The organism is endosymbiont of Ridgeia piscesae, assembly GCF_001443665.1.
GTDB classification, from domain to species: domain Bacteria; phylum Pseudomonadota; class Gammaproteobacteria; order Chromatiales; family Chromatiaceae; genus Endoriftia; species Endoriftia persephonae.
Window position 1 is genome coordinate 46,572 of record NZ_KQ557135.1, and the last position, 19,133, is coordinate 65,704.

At 56.2% G+C, this 19,133-nt stretch carries 9 protein-coding genes and 1 pseudogene; 7 read left to right on the top strand and 3 right to left on the bottom strand.

The features are described from left to right. Window positions 1-16: 16 nt before the first annotated feature. The 7 genes and pseudogenes from Ga0074115_RS10925 (at window position 17) to ppsA (ending at window position 13,520) form a co-directional block, all read left to right on the top strand. Window positions 17-1,102: an HD-GYP domain-containing protein gene (locus Ga0074115_RS10925; RefSeq protein ID WP_057955844.1), complete on the top strand. Its 1,086-nt coding sequence runs from the start codon at window positions 17-19 to the stop codon at window positions 1,100-1,102. A 290-nt stretch (window positions 1,103-1,392) separates the two neighbouring features. Then, window positions 1,393-4,281 carry a PAS domain S-box protein gene (locus tag Ga0074115_RS10935; protein WP_057955846.1) on the top strand — a complete coding sequence of 963 codons (2,889 nt, stop codon included), beginning with the start codon at window positions 1,393-1,395 and terminating at the stop codon, window positions 4,279-4,281. Between the two features lie 4 nt (window positions 4,282-4,285). Next, complete coding sequence (locus Ga0074115_RS10940; RefSeq protein ID WP_057955847.1) at window positions 4,286-4,681, top strand: response regulator; 396 nt, start codon at window positions 4,286-4,288, stop codon at window positions 4,679-4,681. 41 nt (window positions 4,682-4,722) lie between these two features. Next, window positions 4,723-5,889, top strand: a pseudogene (locus Ga0074115_RS10945) (GAF domain-containing protein); the annotation flags it as partial. A 70-nt stretch (window positions 5,890-5,959) separates the two neighbouring features. Then, complete coding sequence (locus Ga0074115_RS16835) at window positions 5,960-6,280, top strand: PAS domain-containing protein (protein ID WP_267887555.1); 321 nt, start codon at window positions 5,960-5,962, stop codon at window positions 6,278-6,280. Between the two features lie 52 nt (window positions 6,281-6,332). Continuing rightward, a complete protein-coding gene (locus Ga0074115_RS10950; RefSeq protein ID WP_087959766.1) occupies window positions 6,333-11,030 on the top strand; it encodes a PAS domain S-box protein in 4,698 nt (1,565 codons plus the stop codon). A gap of 117 nt (window positions 11,031-11,147) precedes the next feature. Continuing rightward, the gene (gene ppsA, locus Ga0074115_RS10955; RefSeq protein WP_057955848.1) at window positions 11,148-13,520 is read left to right on the top strand and encodes a phosphoenolpyruvate synthase; all 2,373 of its coding nucleotides are present in this window, start codon (window positions 11,148-11,150) and stop codon (window positions 13,518-13,520) included. On the opposite strand, the gene ydiJ is transcribed toward ppsA, so the two are convergent. The 3 genes from ydiJ to Ga0074115_RS10970 form a co-directional block, all read right to left on the bottom strand. Further along, complete coding sequence (gene ydiJ / locus Ga0074115_RS10960) at window positions 13,512-16,562, bottom strand: D-2-hydroxyglutarate dehydrogenase YdiJ (RefSeq protein ID WP_060528512.1); 3,051 nt, start codon at window positions 16,560-16,562, stop codon at window positions 13,512-13,514. The two genes, ppsA and ydiJ, sit on opposite strands and share 9 nt — an antisense overlap. A gap of 116 nt (window positions 16,563-16,678) precedes the next feature. Then, window positions 16,679-17,299: an SIS domain-containing protein gene (locus Ga0074115_RS10965; RefSeq protein WP_057955849.1), complete on the bottom strand. Its 621-nt coding sequence runs from the start codon at window positions 17,297-17,299 to the stop codon at window positions 16,679-16,681. A 376-nt stretch (window positions 17,300-17,675) separates the two neighbouring features. Continuing rightward, window positions 17,676-18,467, bottom strand: a complete 792-nt coding sequence (locus Ga0074115_RS10970; RefSeq protein ID WP_057955850.1) for an HpcH/HpaI aldolase family protein — start codon at window positions 18,465-18,467, stop codon at window positions 17,676-17,678. Window positions 18,468-19,133 lie beyond the last annotated feature (666 nt).

Here is a 19,133-nt window from a genome sequence, read left to right on the forward strand (position 1 = left end):
AAGAAATGGGAAGCCCATGAGCGAAGCAACACTACTCATTGTTGACGATGATCCAACAATTCTGTCGGCAATGAGCAAGGTACTTGAATCCACTTACAGGGTGCGAGCCGCCAACTCCGGGTTGCGGGCGTTGCAGGTAGCCACTACGGACCCACGCCCCGACCTGATACTACTCGACGTACTGATGTCCGGAATGGATGGCTACTCTGTATTGTCACGACTAAAAGAAAATCAGGCCACCCACGATATACCGGTGATTTTTGTCACTGCCATGGAAACGGCGGCAGACGAAGAGAAGGGGCTGAGACTGGGCGCGGTGGATTACATCACCAAGCCCATCAGACCAGCGATCCTGCTGGCCCGAGTCAAAGCCCATCTGACACTGAAGCAGGCCCGTGATTTTCTCCACGATAAGAACGCCTATCTCGAAGCCGAGGTCGCCCGGCGTATGGAAGAAAACCAGGCCATCCAGAATGTGAGCATACGCGCCCTGGCGCATCTGGCGGAAACCCGTGACTCGGAGACCGGCGACCATATCCTCCGCACCCAATCCTATGTCCAGGTCCTGGCGACACAGCTCCAGGATCACCCCCGCTTCAGCGACACCATCACGGATCACTACATCCCGCTGCTGAGCCGATCAGCGCCTTTGCACGACATCGGCAAGGTGGGTATTCCAGATAGCATCCTGCTCAAACCAGGTAAGCTCACAGACGATGAATGGGTAGTCATGAAGACGCACGCGGAGCTTGGCGCGCGGGCCATCGAGCAAGCCGAGAGGGATGTCGATCAGCCGGTGGATTTTTTCACCCTGGCCAAGCAGATCGCCCATTGGCACCACGAACGCTGGGACGGGAACGGTTACCCGGACGGCCTGGCCGGGGAGACCATTCCCGTCTCGGCCCGGCTCATGGCCCTGGCCGACGTCTTCGACGCCCTTATCTCGAAACGGGTATACAAGCCGCCCATGCCATTCGAAAAAGCCCGAGAGGTCATCGCCGCGGATCGCGGTCGCCAGTTCGATCCGGACGTCACCGATGCCTTCCTGACCAGCTTCGACGAGTTTGTGCATATCGCCCACAAGTACCGGGCTGGGGACTGAGGCAGGGCTCCCGCTATCTGAGGAACAAACAAGGTGAACACGTGGTTCATGAGCGGAAGCAAGAGGAGAGCATGAACGATAAAACACATGGCGAGAGCAACAGGCCCTCTCCGACCATGCCGACCTCTGAACGATTTTCGGGGGGTGTCTTCGGCAATACGTGGAGCATCATGGCACTGTCCCAGGGTATTGGCTTGCTCGCCTGGGAGGTCGATGCACTAATAGACCATTTCGCTATCAGATAAGCGGGGGTCATCAAGACAAGCATCCGGAGGCTAACGGGCAAAGCTATGGTTGAAAATTCGATAGTTTCCACCGAACTTGCCAAGGATGAATTCCGGCGCCGCTTTCGCGCCGGTCTCATTGCGGCCTGGTTGATCCCGCCAGCGACGGGTGAACTTGGCATGACCTTTTTGGGTTTCTGGAAGTTAGAGGAAGCGGGCTTGAGTCTGATCCGGTTTACCGGGGTTTATATCGCCGTTTTCACGCTCATCGCATTTTTCGTGTTCAAGTACCTGGTCATCGAACCGGTCGTGGCGCTCGGTGATCGTCAGCCTACACTCGTTCCAGAACATACCAGGAGACTGAAGATGTTTCCCTGGATATTCTGGGGCTTGTTGGGCCTGTACAGCGGTTTTGGGCCAGCGACTGTTTTGTTATCCAATGCCGTCTTTCAAGGCACGGAGTACACCTTAGGACAGTACGCATTTTCAGCATTCGGTGTCATCCCGTTCCTTCTAATCGCCGCCTTCCCGCTGTTTTTCTACCTTACCGATCTGCTGGGGCGCTTTCTGGCACCACGCGGGATCATGGTGATGGTCGCGCCCTTGTGGTTGAAAGTGATGGTGCTCGGGCTGTTCACTCCGGTCATGATCGATACCATATTGTTAACGTACTACTTCAATCGGACCGGATTCCTCGCGATCGAAACCATTGTGCTTTGGTTTGTGCTCATACTGATCGCTGGGGCAGGCACATGGGTCGCTCTGCGTAGTTTTCATCAGGGGATGCGTGCACTAAAGCAACCCTTAGGCGACGTTCTCGAAGAGGGTATCCCTACCTACCCGGTACCCAGTTCCTTAGACGAATTCGGGCTGCTGGCCCGTGGTTGGTCAGATCTATTGAAATCCCGCGATCACGCGGAGCGAACCGTCAGAGAGCGTGATAAACAAGTCCGGTATCTCATCGATAACACGGATGCGGTCATTTATATCAAGGACAAAGCCGGTCGCTTTTTGATGATCAATCGCCATTTTGAGCAGTTGTTCGGTATCTCGAATGATGACGCGGTCGGCAAGACTGACCATGACATCTTTCCAAAGGAGTACGCCGATATATTTTATAAGAATGACCTTAAAGTAATTCGAGATGAAAAGCATTTGGAAACTCAGGAGATCGCGCCTCATGAAGATGGACTGCATACCTACATCTCACAGAAGTTTCCCTTATATGATGCTGATCAGGTGCTCTATGGGGTTTGCGGCATCTCAACCGACATCACCGAGCGCCTACAAGCTGATGAGAAGTTGCGACAGAGCGAGGCGCGGTTGTCAGGAATTATTCAGGTAGCCAATGACGCTATCATTACGGTGGACCACTCGCAGAAGATTATTCTGTTTAATCCCGCTGCCGAGCGGGTTTTCGGTTATTCTCCAGACGAGGTGCTGGGTCATCCCCTGGATGTGTTGCTGCCGGAAAGATTTCGTCACAAGCATCAAGAAAACATCAAGCACTTTGAGGATGAAGAGGCACCGGCTCGCCAGATGAACGAGCGTTCCCTGCCATTGCTCGGATGCAGAAAAAACGGCGAGGAATTTCCAATTGAGGCTTCCATATCCAAGTTGGACCTAGGCGGTGAAATATTTTTTACCGTCGCCCTTCGCGATATCACTGAGCGTGTAGAGGTCGAAGAAACACGTCGCCGTCAAAATGAAGCCCTAATCATGCTCGACGAGTGGGTAAGTAAGTTGATCCAGCAGGAAGGCCCGGTCGAAGAATTTTATGACCTGGTCAACCAGGGCATCCTGGCACTCGTGAATGCGGACCTTGCCACCTTGCCGCTGCTCGATGAATCCGGAGAATCTTTCACCTACGTGGCTGCGGCGGGGGCCAAAGCGGAGCTATTAAAGGGCAAGACAATGCCGTTACAGGGTGGTGGGCTTTGCGGCTGGGTCACTGAGCACGGTGAGCCGGTCCACGTACCTAATCTGGCGGACGATTCCCGCGTCATCCCGGAATTCGGCCGGACACTGAACGTCAACACGGGTGTGCTCGCGCCACTCCGACACGAGGACAAGGTCATTGGTGGCTTGTCTGCTTTCCGTAACGGTGAGCCCTTTGATGAAGTGGACAAACAGAACCTTAATCTTTTTTCCCAGCAGGTCTCGACCGCGCTGATTAATCTTCGCCTGAGACTTTCGCTGGAGCAGCGCGTAGCGACGCGTACCCGCGAGTTGGCAGAGGCCAACGAAACATTAATGGAGTTAGATCAACTAAAGTCTATGTTCATCGCCTCCATGTCCCATGAACTGCGTACGCCGCTTAACTCGATCATCGGCTTCACGGGTATCATCCTGCAAGGCCTGGCCGGCCCCCTGTCCGAAGAACAGACCAAGCAACTCGGCATGGTGCAGGGCAGCGCCCGTCATCTGCTTGAACTTATCAATGATGTGCTGGATATCTCCAAGATCGAGGTGGGCGAGGTAGAGATCGTGCCGGAGGCTTTTAATATACGCGAAACGATTGAGAAAGCGGCACAAAAGGTGAGCTTGTTGGCCGAGAAGAAGGGACTGTCTCTGACCGTTGAGGTGGCGCCTGAAGCGGGTTGTATTACCAGTGACCGGCGGCGAGTCGAGCAGATTCTGATCAATCTGTTAAACAACGCGGTGAAATTCACCGAGCACGGGGAAGTGGGCATCAAATGTTGCCTCAGCGATGATCGGCTAGTGATCAGTGTGAAGGACACGGGTATCGGCATCAATGCCGAGGACGTGAGCAAAGTGTTCAAAGAGTTCCGCCAACTCGATACCGGGCTGAACCGCAAGCAGGAAGGTACCGGTCTCGGCCTGTCTATCTGCAAGAAACTGACTGCTCTTCTGGGCGGCGACATTCGAGTCGAGAGCAAGCCCGACGAGGGGAGTGTGTTCACATTCACACTGCCAATGAAAACAGGGGAATGATCGGATGGAAGCCAGGATACTTGTTATTGAAGACAATGAGCAAAACCTCTACATGGAAACTTTCCTTCTGGAAAAGCATGGATACGAGGTTGTTGGGGCACGGGATGGGCGTGAGGGACTCGAGTTGGCGAGCCGGATTGAGCCGGCGCTGATTGTCCTGGATATCCAGTTGCCGGCCATGGATGGCCATGAGGTCGCCCGGCGGCTCAAACAGCAGCCCGAAACCCACGATATCCCCATCGTGGCTGTGACCTCCTATGCCATGAACAAAGACCGGGAGCAAATTCTCGCCAGCGGCTGTGAGGGCTATATAGAAAAACCCATCAACCCAGCTTCATTCGCATCAGAATTGGAGCGGTATCTGCCAGCATCAGCAGCACCGAATGGACATGAACCATGAAAAGCGTGCTTATTGTTGATGACCGCGAGGATGACCTCTACATGCTGCGGGTGCTGCTGGAAGGTCATGGCCACGCCGTGGTCTCGGCGTCCAACGGAGAAGATGCCCTGAAGGCCGCCCGTAAGAGCCCGCCGGACATCATAATCTCCGACATCATGATGCCGGTTATGGATGGCTTCCGCCTTTGTTGTGAGTGGATGGCAGACGAGCGCCTGCAGAACATTCCCTTCGTCTTCTATTCCGCCACCTATACGGAAACCAAAGATGAGGAATTCGCGTTGAGCCTTGGTGCGGCCCGCTTCATCATCAAGCCTACCGAGCCGGATGAGTTCATGAAGATCATTCAGGGCGTAGTCAGGGATCTGGATGCAGGCAAGATAGAGCCCAGAACGCCGACACTTAGAACTGGCGAGGAGGTGCTAAGGCTCTATGACGAGCGTCTGATCAATAAGCTTGAGGAGAAGACGCTGGCATTGGAAAAAGAGATCACCGAGCGTAAACGAGCGGAAGAAAAACTACATAAAGCCAACCGACTATACGCCACGTTGAGTCAGGTCAACCAGGCCATTGTAAAGGAGCGGGATAAGCAAAAATTATTTCAGACCATCTGTAATATCGCCATCAAATTCGGCAAGTTCAGATTGGTATGGATAGGATTGCTTGATGAAGAAAACCAATTGGTCGACCCGGTTGCCTTTAGTGGTGAAGGCTCTGATTATCTGCAAAATATTAAAATTTCTCTCACCGACGATTTAACCGGAAAAGGACCTACCGGCAGGTCAATCCATGAGGGAAAGAGTGTTGTCTTCAATGACCTGGAAACCAACCCCGAATTTGCACCCTGGCGCGAGCGAGCCCTTGAAAAAGGCTACCGCTCATCAGGTGCTTTTCCCATACGATTAGATAACACCGTTATTGGCGCTTTAAATGTTTATGCCGTTGAACCCCATTTCTTTGATGCAGAGGAGATAAATCTGCTCGAAGAGACAGCCCGGGATATCTCCTTCGCGCTGGATAAATTTGAGGAAGAGACAAATCGTAGGCAGGCGATGGAGGCATTGCGGCAAGCCGGTCTGATTATCGAGAACAGTCCGGTAGTGCTCTTTCGATGGAAGGCAGCCGACGGCTGGCCGGTGGAACTGGTCTCCGATAATGTAACCCAGTTTGGCTACACGCCTGAGGAATTGCGCTCTGGCGAGACGCCCTTCGCCTCGATTGTGCATCCCGACGACCGGGAGCGGGTCACGCACAAGATGCAGGACTATTCCTGCCAGCGGTATGACCCACTTTCAACAGGAATATCGGATCGTCACACCAGATGGAGATGTTCACTGGATCGACGACCGCACCACGGCCGAGCAGGACGCCGATGGAAACATCACACACTATCAGGGCATTGTCATCGACATCACCGAGCGCAAACTGACCGAGGCCGAACTCGCCGCCCAGCTCGACGAGTTGCGCCGCTGGCACGACGCCACTCTGGGACGCGAGGGGCGTTCGCTGGAGCTGAAGCACGAGGTCAACGCCCTGCTTACCGAACTGGGTCTGCCGCCACGCTATTCCAGCGTGGAGGAAGAAGGGAAGAGCCGTGACTGAGCACGCGTCCGCACCTCCTCCGCATTGTTTGCGCCGGCCCGCGCCTTGGCTGATGCGCACGCTGTTCCTGCCCGCCGTGCTGGTACTAGTGCTGGTGCAGCAAACAGCGCCCGCCTGGGCGGCCGAGTTCCACATCGGCATACTGGCCCATCGCGGCCCGGAGAAGGCCCTAGCCGAGTGGCAGCCCACCGCCGACTACCTGGCCGAACGCCTGCCCCAGCACCGTTTCGTCATCCTGCCCCTGAGCCTGGAGGAGATGCGCCAAGCGGTGATGGACCAACGACTGGACTTCGTGGTCACCAACGGCGCCAACTATGTAGAGCTGGAAGCGCGCCACGGCGCGATCCGCACCGCCACCCTGGTCAACTCCGCCGGCGGCGATGCTGGCGCCCACTTCGGCGCGGTGATCTTCACCCGCGCCGACCGATCCGACATCACCCGTCTGGCCGATCTCAAGGGCAAGACTTTCATGGCCGTCAGCCCCCAGGCCTGGGGTGGCTGGTTGATGCCCCGGCATGAACTTGAACGCCAGGGTGTGCGGCCTGAGGACTTCGAGGCGCTGCGCTACAGCGGCTACCCCTTCGACCGCCTGGTGCAGTCGGTGCTGAGCGGCGAGGTAGACGCCGGTGCGGTGCGTACCGACACACTGGAGGTCTTGGCCGCCGAAGGCCGGCTGCGTCTTGCCGATGTGCGCGTACTCAACCCGCGCCAGGAGCCAGATTTTCCCTATCTGCTCAGCACACCGCTCTATCCCGAGCACAGCTTCGCCCGCCTGCCCCACGTGGACAACGAGGTGGCGCGCCAGGTTACGGCGCAACTTTTGCTCATGCCAGCCAACAGCCCGGCCGCGCAAACCGCCCGCGTCACCGGCTGGACCACTCCGCTGGACTACCAGCCCATCCACCGCGTGCTGCGAGACCTCAAGGCAGTGCCCTACGAACATTACGGAGAAGTGAGACTGCTGGAGGCCGTACGCCAGCACCGGTGGGTCAGCCTGACTATTGCCCTGTTGCTGCTGGTTTTGGCCGGCTCCACCTACGCCAACAGGCGCCTGGCGCGGCGACTGAGCGATCAGGCCGGAGACTTGGAGCGGCAGGTACAGGCACGTACCCAGGAACTGGCGACCAACGAGGAACGCCTCCGCCTGGTGGTCAATAAGGCACCGGCGGCGGTCTGGGATTGGGATATCGCTGACGATGTCACCGAGTGGAGTGGCGCCTTCACCCAGATGTTTGGCTGGCCCAGCGGGCGGATCGATGAAAACTCTGAACAGTGGTGGACCAACCGCATCCACCCGGACGACTGTGAGCAGGTGCTTGCCACGATCCGCAATGCCATCGAGCGGGGAAACAGCGGTTTCCACGCCGAGTACCGTTTTCAAACAAAGGATGGTCGCTGGGCCCATACCATCGATTGGGGGGAGATACTACGCGGCGCCAATGGCCAGGCGTACCGGGTAATCGGCGCCATGCTGGATACCAGCGAGCGCAAGCGAGCCGAGGCAGCGTTATACGAGACCCATCGCCGCCTGGAAACGCTGATGGCCAACCTGCCGGGCATGGTCTATCGCTGCCACAACGACCTGGAGTGGAACATGGATTTCGTCAGTGAGGGCTGCCTGGCCCTGACCGGCCACCCGGCGGCCGATCTGCTCGGGAACAAGCGGGTCAGCTACGCCCGACTGATCCACCCGGACGACCGGCAGCGGGTCTGGGATGAGGTACAGGCCGGGTTGGCGGCAGACGGCCGCTTCGAACTTGAATACCGCCTACTTACCGCGGAGGGGAAGGAAAAATGGGCCTGGGAGAGTGGGACGGGGATCTACGGGAAGGAAGGAGAACTGCTGGCCCTGGAGGGCCTGGTCATCGACACCGACGCGCGAAAACGCGCTGAGGAGACCAGCCGGGCCGCCCAGGCGGAAACCGAGCGCCTGCTGATCAAGGCCGACCAGGCGCGGCGCACCTTGCTGAGCGTGCTCGAGGACGAGCGGGAGGCTCAAGCTGCCCTACGCGAGAGTGAGTTTCTGTTCCGCTCCCAGTTCGACCTGGGTAACTTAGGTATTGCCATCACTTCGCCCGAGAAGGGATGGCTGCGGGTCAACCCCTACCTGTACGATCTGCTGGGCTACAGCGAGGACGAACTGAAGGGGATGACATGGGCTGAGATGACACACCCGGACGACCTGGCTGCCGACGAGGCCCAGTTCAATCGCATGCTGGCTGGCGAGATCGACGACTACGAGTTGGACAAGCGCCTCTATAACAAGGCCGGCAACAGCGTTTACACACATCTCACGATGGCCTGCTACCGCGACCACGGCGAAGTGAAGTTCGTCATCGCCACCTTGTTGGACATCACCGAGCGCAAGCAGATAGAGGAACGGCTGTGCAAGCTGGCCCTGGCGGTGGAGCAGAGCCCGGAGAACATCGTCATCACCAATCTTGATGCCGAGATCGAATACGTCAACGAGGCCTTTTTGCGTGTGACCGGTTACAGCCGGGAGGAGGTAATGGGCAAAAATCCGCGCATTCTGCAATCGGGCAAGACCCCGCCCGAGACCTACGCAGCCTTGTGGGATGCGTTGCACAACGGCCGACCCTGGAAGGGCGTGTTACACAACAGACGCAAGGGCGGCGGCGAATACATCGAATTCGCCCACATCGCACCGCTGCGCCAGCCCGACGGCACGATCACCCACTACGTCGCGGTCAAGGAAGACATCACCGAGAAGAAACGTCTGGGCCAAGAACTGGACAAGCACCGCCATCACCTCGAGGAACTGGTAGTGGAACGCACCACGCAGCTAGCCGAGGCACGGCAACGGGCGGAAGCCGCTAACCAGGCCAAAAGCGCCTTCATTGCCAACATGAGCCATGAGATCCGCACCCCGATGAATGCCATCCTTGGGCTCACCCATCTGCTGCAGCGCGCTGTTCCGACGCCAGAGCAATCGGAACGGCTCGACAAGATCGATGCCGCTGCCCGGCATCTGCTCTCCATCATCAATGACATCCTGGACATCTCCAAGATCGAGGCCGGAAAGCTGACCCTGGATCAGTCAGATTTCCACCTGGATGCGATCTTCGATCATATCCAGTCGCTGTTGAGAGAGCAGGCCATAGAGAAGGGATTGACCATCGAAGTGGATCGAAACACAGTGCCGCACTGGCTCCGGGGCGACCCGACCCGCCTTCGCCAGGCCTTGCTCAATTACGCCGGCAACGCTGTCAAATTCACCGAGCGGGGAACGATCTTTATACGTGCAAAGAAGCTGGAAGAACGAGGTGATGAGATCCTGGTGCGGTTCGAGGTGCAGGATACGGGCATCGGTATCGAGCCCGACAAGCTGTCCGGCCTGTTCGAGGCCTTTGAACAGGTCGATGCCTCCACCACGCGGAGATACGGCGGCACCGGCCTGGGTTTGGCCATCACCCGGCACCTGGCGCGGCTGATGGGCGGCGAGGTAGGGGCACAGAGTGAGCCGGGCCGGGGCAGTACCTTCTGGTTCACCGCCAGGCTTGGCCGTGGCCACGGCATCCAGCCGGCTGCACCTTTCACCGAGGTGGTGGCGGACGCCGAGACGGCGCTACGCACCTATCATGCTGGTTCGCGCATCTTGCTGGTCGAGGACAATGCCATTAACCGCGAAGTGGCGATGGAGTTGCTGAGTGGCGCGGGGTTGGCCGTGGATACGGCGAAAAATGGCCGGGAAGCAGTGACAATGGTTCGCGCCACCGCTTATGACCTGGTTCTGATGGACATCCAGATGCCGGAGATGGATGGCCGAGAGGCGACACGCCTGATCCGCTCCATGGCCAGTAAAGAGGCGCTCCCTATCCTGGCGATGACCGCCAATGTCTTCGAAGAAGATCGCCAGGCCTGCCTGAAGGCCGGCATGAACGATTTCATCGCCAAACCGGTCGATCCGGAAAGTCTCTTCTCGACCATCGCCAAATGGCTGCCGAAGCGTGTAATGACGGGGTCGGAGTCAAATTATGCCGAGAAATCGAATTCAAACATTCAAGCTTTAAATAATTTGACTCCGACCCCTTATGAAATAGCCCCATCCACTCCCGTCACGGCAGAGGATACTGTCCTGCGCGCGCAGCTTGCGGCTATCGAAGGGCTGGACGCGCAGACAGGACTGCGCAACCTACGTGGCGACGTAGCAGCTTATCTGCGCCTGCTACGCCAGCTCGACACTACCCATGGTGAAGACATGCGCAAACTGAGCAGACACCTCGCGGACGGGAAGATCGACGAAGCACGGCATCTGGCCCATGCCCTCAAAGGTGCAGCAGGCACCTTGAGCCTGACACATCTGCAGGAAACCGCCAGGGCACTGGAAGAGTATTTGCACAGCCTTAAAGGTAAGGGAGGCGGTGAAGAGGCTACCCGGCTCATGAATGCCGTCATTATTGACCAAACTAATCTCCACGATGCACTGGCCCACATAGCGGAGCAGATGGTTCAAGAGCCATTGGCCGAGGCAAATCCTGTGGAGGCACAGAAAATACTGGAGCGACTCAGCTCGTTATTGTCGATTGACGATACGACTGCCAACAGATTGTTCTCAGAATCCAAAGCACTATTGAAGAACACGTTCGGATCGGGAGTAGAGCAGCTCGGGCAGCAGATAGCGGCTTTCGATTATCCGGCAGCTCTGGTGATCCTCAAATCCATCTCCAACTCCCCTGCCCTCATCCAAAAGCGGCAGCCAGCAAAAGGCATGGACCAAGATGTCCGGTAAAGCTCAGGCTGCAGCTTGGGATGGAGATCCGCACATCCCCACACTAGCACGCCCCAAAAGGTGCGCGCTTGGCCTTGCTCAAACCTGCTCGAAACCACCACAACACAGGAGAGGTCGATGAGCGACTACCTGCTCAGACTCAAGGATCTTGGCATCCACCAGGTCGAAGAGGTGGGCGGCAAAAACGCCTCCCTGGGCGAGATGATCCAGCACCTCTCAAAAGCTGGCGTCAAGGTTCCCGGCGGCTTCGCCACCACCGCCCAGGCCTATCGCGACTTTCTCGCCCAGGATGGGCTGGACCGACGCATCCAGCAACAACTGGAGCGGCTCGACATCGACGATATCGACCAGCTCAGCCAGACCGGCGCACAGATCCGCCAGTGGATGATGCAGCAGCCCTTCCAGCCGGCACTGGAACGGGCTATCGATACCGCCTGGGCCGATCTGGAGGCGGAGTATGACAGCGAGGTCAGTTGGGCGGTGCGCTCCTCGGCCACCGCCGAGGACCTGCCCAACGCCTCCTTCGCCGGTCAGCAGGAGACCTTCCTCAACGTTAGCGGCCGCGACAACATCAAACAGCAGATCAAGGCGGTGTTCGCCTCACTGTTCAACGACCGCGCCATCGCCTACCGGGTGCATCAGGGCTTTGAACACCGCCAGGTGGCCCTCTCCGCCGCCATCCAGCGCATGGTACGCAGCGATCTGGCCGCCAGCGGCGTAATGTTCACCCTGGATACCGAATCGGGCTTCCGCGACGTGGTCTTTATCACCGCTAGCTACGGTCTCGGCGAGATGGTGGTGCAGGGGGCGGTCAACCCGGATGAGTTCTATGTGCACAAACCAACTCTGGCGGCGGGGTGCCCCGCGATCCTGCGCCGCACCTTGGGCGAAAAGGCGATCGAGATGCGCTACGCCAACAACGGTGATGCACTGGTGCAAAGCGTCGAAGTGGAACCTGCGCGCCGCCAACGCTTCTCCATCAGCGACCAGCAGATCGAGCAACTGGCGCGCCACGCAGTCGCCATCGAGGCCCACTATGGCCAGCCGATGGATATCGAGTGGGCCCTCGACGGCAACGACGGCGAACTCTATATCGTGCAGGCACGGCCCGAGACGGTGCAGAGCCGCAGCGCCGGGGTGGTGGAACGCTACAGCCTGCCCGAGCGCGGCGAGCTGCTGTGCGAGGGGCGCAGCATTGGCGCACGCATCGGCAGCGGCACCGCACGTCTGATCACCGATCTGCAGCAGATGGGGCGCATCACTCCCGGCGAGGTGCTGGTCACCGATATGACCGATCCAGACTGGGAACCAATCATGAAACGCGCCGCTGCCATCGTCACCAACCGCGGTGGGCGCACCTGCCATGCGGCGATCATCGCCCGCGAGCTGGGGGTGCCGGCGGTAGTGGGCTGCGGCAATGCCACCGAGACGATCCCAGACGGCGAGCCGATCACCGTCTCCTGCGCCGAGGGCGACACCGGCTTCATCTACAGGGGCGAGCTGCCATTCAACTGTCAGCGGGTCGAGCTGGAGCAGATGCCGGAGGTACCGCTGAAGGTGATGATGAACGTTGGCAACCCGGACCGGGCCTTCGATTTCGCCATGATCCCCAACCAGGGTGTGGGGCTGGCGCGACTGGAATTCATCATCAACAACATGATCGGCATCCACCCCCGAGCGCTACTGGAGTATGAGCAGCTGCCGGACGAGCTGAAGGCGCAGATCGCACCACGCATCGCCGCCTATGGTGATCCGGTCGAGTACTATGTGGCGCGGCTCAGCGAGGGCATCGCCACCCTGGCGGCGGCGTTCCAGCCGGAGCCGGTGATCGTGCGCATGTCGGACTTCAAATCCAACGAGTATGCCAACCTGATCGGTGGCGAACGCTACGAGCCGCGGGAAGAGAATCCAATGATCGGCTTCCGCGGCGCCTCCCGCTACACCTCGGAGGCCTTCCGTGACTGCTTTGCGCTAGAGTGCCGTGCCCTCAGGCGAGTGCGCGACGAGATGGGGCTGACCAATGTGGAGATCATGATCCCGTTTGTGCGCACCGTCGAAGAAGCCCAAGGGGTGGTGGATGCGCTGGCGGCCAACGGCCTGCGCCGTGGCGACAATGGCCTGCGCCTGATCATGATGTGCGAGATCCCCTCCAACGCACTGCTGGCCGAGCAGTTCCTCGAGCTGTTCGACGGCTTCTCCATCGGTTCCAACGACCTCACCCAGTTGACCCTCGGCCTCGACCGGGACTCGGCGCTGGTCGCCGCCAGCTTCGACGAGCGCAACCCGGCAGTGAAGGCGCTGATCCGCATGGCGATCGACGCCTGCCACAAACGCGGCCGCTATATCGGCATCTGCGGACAGGGCCCATCGGACCACCCGGACCTGGCTGAGTGGCTGCTGCAACAGGGCATCAGCAGCGTCTCGCTCAACCCCGATACGGTGGTCGATACCTGGCTGTTGCTGGCAGGGAAAAAGTCCGTTTCACAGTAGATTGTTGAGCACTTGAACCGGATGGGGTATCTGCTGATTATCCAACCGTTTGACCTGACTGCGGCAGGAATAGCCAGTCGCAACCAATATGCCCCGGTTGTCGGGGTCGTTGATCACCTCCGACCAGCTCAGCTGATATATTTTCTTTGAGGTTTCCAGATTGTCTGCTTCGTGACCAAAGGTGCCAGCCATACCACAACACCCAGTTGTCAGCATTTCGAGCTGTTGCCCAAGCGCCTGGAATATCTGTTGCCAGTCACGAATCGTCTGCACCGCTGATGTCCGTTCGGAACAGTGGGCGAGCAGTTTGAAGTGGTGCGGCAGCAGTTTTTTTCCATGTATCGTCAGAATCTCACACTGCTGAGCCAGCCACTCCTGGATGAGCATGACGTTTACCACTTCTGCATCCTTGATCTTCCTGTACTCTTCACGGTACGTCAGCGTTATAGAGGGGTCTATTCCCACCAGAGGCACACCGGTGGTCGCCAACTCCGCTAGCATCTGGGCGTTCCGTCTGGCGGTATTTTCGAATGCTTGTAGAAAACCGTGGATGTGCAGCGGTTTACCGTTGGGGCGATACGGCGCCACCAAGACAGTAAAATCCAGCTTTCTCAGCAGATCCACCAGATCCAGGACCAACTGGGATTCAAAGTAGCTGGTGAAGGCATCCTGGACGATGATGACTGCGGTATCTCGCTCGTTCTGTGTCAGCGATTCGATCGCTTCAATGGACGCGAGAGGTAAAGTACGCTGCTCCAGCCCCCCCTTGAGCGTATGGGTAGAGATGGCTGGACTATTGACCATTCCCAGATAGCGGCGCATGAGTTTAGCAATGATTCTGTTGCCTACCGCCCAGTTATAGGGCGCTGGGAATCTCGCCAGCCAGGGGATCATGAACTCCAGACCAGCGACAATATAGTCCTTCACCGGGCGCAGATAACGCCCATAATACAGCTCAAGAAAACGGGCACGAAAATCGGGCACATTGACCTTGATTGGGCACTGACCGGCGCAGGATTTACAGGCCAGGCAACCCATCATCGCTACGTGAACCTCGTGGGAGAAGTCGTAACTGCCATTACGTCTGGAGAGGGAGTTTCTGATCCGGCCAGGCAGGGTCACGATAAACGAGTTTTTTTTGACCAAACGGCTCTCAGCGGCGAGATCCACACCTTTGCAAGAAAGCAGCCTTAACCACTCACGAACCAAAGATGAGCGTCCTTTGGGAGAGTGGATGCGTTGCCGAGTCGCCTTCCAGGAGGGACACATGACATCCCTGGGGTCGTAATTGTAGCAAGCGCCGTTACCGTTGCAGAACATCGCTTCTGTGAATTCATCCCGAACGGCCGGAGCGATCTGGCGATCATGCTGACCACGGGTGGGAACTTTGTCAATCTTGAGCAGAGATTCCTCCCAACCAAGCGGGGTGGCGATCTTGCCAGGATTCAACTGGTTATGGGGATCAAACAGGGCCTTGATCTTCTGCAACTCAGGATAGAGTTCACCAAAAAACTCCGGCGCATATTCAGAACGCACCCCTTTGCCGTGTTCGCCCCACAGCAGGCCACGGTATTTCTGGATCAGTTTGACTACCTGATCGGTGATGGTGCGGATCTGTCGTGCCTGCTGTTCGTCCTTCATGTCGATCGCGGGGCGAACATGCAGCACCCCTACATCTACGTGGCCGAACATTCCATACTGCAGATTGGCCTCATCCAGCAGTTGTCGAAACTCCATGATGTAGTCGGCCAGGCTCTCTGGTGGTACGGCGGTGTCCTCGACGAATGGAATTGGTCGCTTCTCACCCTGTGTGTTACCCAGCAACCCAACCGCCTTCTTGCGCATCGCCCAAATCTTATCAATCTCTCCGGCACCGTAGACGGTGCTGTACCCAAAGCACTTTCCAGTTTTACCACTGACCTGCTTGAGATAGTTGGTAAGTTTGTCAACTCGCCTGCGTAACTGCTGTTCATCATCGCCAGTGTATTCCACTAGGTTGATGCCGCAAATCGCCGCTTCCTTCTGATTTTGCGGGAAGTAGTCACGAACGCTTTCCCAGACGATATCTTGCATCGCCAGATTGAGAACCTTGGAATCAATGGTTTCGATCGACGTTGGTCCCCACTCCATCAGCGCCTTAGCATCCCTGAGCGATGACTCAAAACTATCGTATTTAATATTGATTAGCGCTGAAAACTTTGGGATTGGTAGCAGATTGAGTTTTGCCTCCGCAACAAACCCAAGTGATCCTTCGGCCCCACACAGTATGGAGTTGAGATTGAATCGGCCCTGCTCATCCCGAATGTGGGCCAGATCATAGCCTGTCAGGCATCGGTTCAGTACGGGAAAACGGTTATCAATTTGCTCTCTATTGTCGCAGTAGATCTGATCCAGTATTCGATGAATGGTGCCAATCTGGTCATCGCGACAGCATATTTCCGTAAACTGATCATCACTCAGTGGGGCAGAATTCCATACCCCGCCACCCAGCAGAATGCTCTTCAACTCCAGCACGTGATCACGGGTCTTACCATAGAGTATTGACCCTTGACCACTGGCGTCTGTACTGATCATTCCACCTATGGTGGCGCGATTGCTGGTAGAGAGCTCCGGCGCAAAAAACAGACCATAGGGTTTGAGGGCACTGTTTAACTGATCCTTGACCACCCCCGCCTGCACCCGAGCCCAGCGCTCATCGACATTGATCTCCAATATGCCATTCATGTGCTTGGAGATGTCAATGACCAATCCATCGGTGAGAGATTGGCCATTGGTGCCAGTGCCACCACCTCGGGCGGTGACCCGGACCTGATTGAATCTTTCTTTGCCGGCTAGCCGCATAATGAGGACGAGATCATCGGCGCTTTTGGGATAGATCACCCCTTGCGGCAACACCTGATAGATACTGTTGTCAGTGGAGAGTACGACACGGTTGCCGTAATCCGGATTGAGGTCCCCAGCAAAGCCTGCATCTTCAAGCGCATCGAGAAAGTCTAGATAATGCTTTTGAGTGCTGTCTATTTCGGAGAGGCAGGGGATCATTATGATGCGTAACGATTACGATGGAGTACGAATGCCTCTATCAAATCGGCCTCCTGTAAAGCGGCAATGTTTACAGGAGGCGATATCGGAAAAGCGTTTGTAGAGTGGAATCCAACCTAGAATTTTCGCTGTTGGATTACTTCCTCCTCCATGTGGGCCTGACGCACATACTGCGCTAGGATGTGCATCAATGATTGGTGAACATCCTCGATAACACCGTAGTTCTCTGCATCGACATGCAGATTCACGTCTGCAATGCTGGCGGATCGTCCTCCCGAGAAGCCGGTCATCGAGATCACAGGAATACCGTTATCCTTACCCCACTGAACTGCACGAACGATGTTCTCAGAATCTCCAGATGAGCTTATAGTGATCAATGCATCACCAGCCTTGGCCAGACTCTTCAGTTGGTACACAAAGACATCATCGTAAGAGATATCATTGCCGATGGCAGTAATCATCTCCACCGTGGCGCTGAGGGAGTAGATCCTGGGCTTCAGATCAGTGTCAGTCTGTACCAGTTTGCAATGGTCACAGACCAAATGATTGGCAATGGCTGCTGAGCCACCATTGCCACAAGAGTAGACCATTCCACCTGCAGAATAGACTTTCGTCAGAATATCTGCAGCCTGACGCAGCTTGTCGCCATCAACTGTCGCAGCAGCGGCAGAATAGTTGCTGAAGTAGTCTGTCGCGTAATCAGCGACATCAGTGAATTTTCTATCTGGGAAAGTCATTACAGCCCTCCTAAATGTAGTCAGAATGCGGACAAGGCGTAGTGTTAGATATGGTACGCTGAAATATTAACTAGCCGTATCACTCAGATACATCACATGCAATACGCGCCCTTAGCAATGGCATTACTAAAGAGTAAAGTGGGACCGAGTGTAGGAATACAAATAGCAAATTACAACCCGTGACCTTAATACCTTTGCACATTCCTTTCCCCTGCGGATTTTTCTGACTGGGTAATCATTATATTGGTTGAGATTCAAAGGTCAGCCAGACTGACTGCATCAATCAAACCCATACGCCCCCGGCTTATGCCGGGGTTTCCTAATTATTAACTACAATCCATCGAGACTACTTGTGGTTAAAGTAGTAACGGTGAATCTAACCTTGTTCAATACCACTTCTTACCGCGTTTACCGTATCTTTTGCCGCCTGCATCAGAAATCGGTCATCACTGGCGAGCGATGTCAACTGGAATCCATCCTTGATCATTTGCACTGCAACCTCCGGCGAGTTGGTATGAATGCCAGCGGGTATACCGTGACGCTTGCATGTTTCAATGATTTTTTGCCTTGCCTCGATCACTTTCGGATCATTTTGCCCACCACGTGGTTGGCAGCCCAGTGCCATGGCAAGGTCCGATGGGCCAACGTAGATGGCACTGATGCCAGGCACGTCCAGGATCTCGTCAAGGTTTTCGATTGCTTCCCGAGTCTCAATCTGCGGTATAATAAGAGTTTCATCGTTAGCGTATACGTGATAATCCCCGCCGCCGTGTGTGGCGCCGCCCGCATAGTATTTTGCCCGGATCGGTCCGAAACTGCGCATGCCCATTGGCGGATATTTACATGCAGCAACCAGTGACTCCGCTTGGTCTGGATTATTGATCATGGGACAGATTACACCATACGAACCCGCATCCAATATCTTCATCAATCGGGCGGGATCGTTCCACGGCACCCGGGTGAGCGGGATGACTGATGTAGTTGATATGGCCTGCAGCATGGTTATTGCCATCTGGTAATCGACAACACCGTGCTGCATATCGATTGTGATGGAGTCGAACCCTTGGTGCGCCATCACTTCGGCAGAAAATGAGCTGGGGATAGAACACCAACCATTGACGACCGCTCCACCATTGGCCCAGATCTCTTTAATTGTATTTTTTCTCACCAGAAACTCCTCAATGTAGCAATTCGGGCCCTCGCACGGCCGAATATCAGGATTGAAAAACGGGATTGGGAAGTCAGGTAGGATTATGGATGCTCATCTGTCTGATCGCTTCCTACCACCCGACAGACTGCCGACGGCGATACTACCGACTTTGGCATGGTCTCACCACGACTGCCGTCACAACATACACGCCAAAATTGGACTTGGTCAAACTATCGGCCAGATTGATCTGCTTCACACCTTTGCCGGAATGGGCTTGCAAACAGCATAGCCAGCCCATAGAGTTCCACCACAAATATAAAGAAATATCATGTGGAGCCGACAACCGAAGGCACGGTTACCATTACATTGCAAACCTGGCAAGACATCATCTCCTCACACGCTACTTTAGTATATTAACCAATCCTTCTGAACGCGCCTGGTTGATCGACTGGACTTAGGGACATCTTTTTACAACACCTGTGAGCTTGAAGCATATGAGTGCACCACTGAAGATAGGAATTGTCGGCCTTGGAAAGATGGGAGGCATCCGCGCCAAGACCGTGCGAGATTGCGATGACACAGTCTTATTAATCGTTCCGAAAGTATTGGCAGTCTATTTTTGAACTTGCCAAAATATACTTTGTATCTGACATGCGGAAGAAACTCTTAATCAGCGAAGTGCGC